Source organism: Paraburkholderia sp. SIMBA_053, assembly GCF_046534895.1.
Taxonomy (GTDB): Bacteria; Pseudomonadota; Gammaproteobacteria; order Burkholderiales; family Burkholderiaceae; genus Paraburkholderia; species Paraburkholderia caledonica.
Genome location: NZ_JAWRXU010001257.1, coordinates 1 through 251 on the forward strand (window position 1 = coordinate 1; position 251 = coordinate 251).

A 251-nucleotide genomic window follows, 5' to 3' on the forward strand; every position below is an offset into this window, starting at 1 on the left:
GGCGCCGTTACCGCGCGGAGCTGCTCGAGGTGAAGATCGAGCGCGGCGAACCGGCGCGCGCATTGAGCATTGCCGACGTGCTGGAGTTGACCGTCAGCGAAGCCGCCGCGTACTTCGCGAACGACGCCGAAGTGTTGCGCGTGCTGCAGCCCATTGTCGACGTCGGCCTCGAATATGTGAAGCTCGGTCAGCCGGTGCCCACGTTGTCGGGCGGCGAAGCGCAGCGGCTCAAGCTCGCCGGCTTTCTCGCC

At 67.3% G+C, this 251-nt stretch carries 1 protein-coding gene; it reads left to right on the top strand.

Annotation, left to right across the window (positions count from 1 at the left end):
* A partial coding sequence (locus SB753_RS39665; protein ID WP_410805495.1) for a hypothetical protein occupies nt 1-251 on the top strand: 251 nt, incomplete at both ends.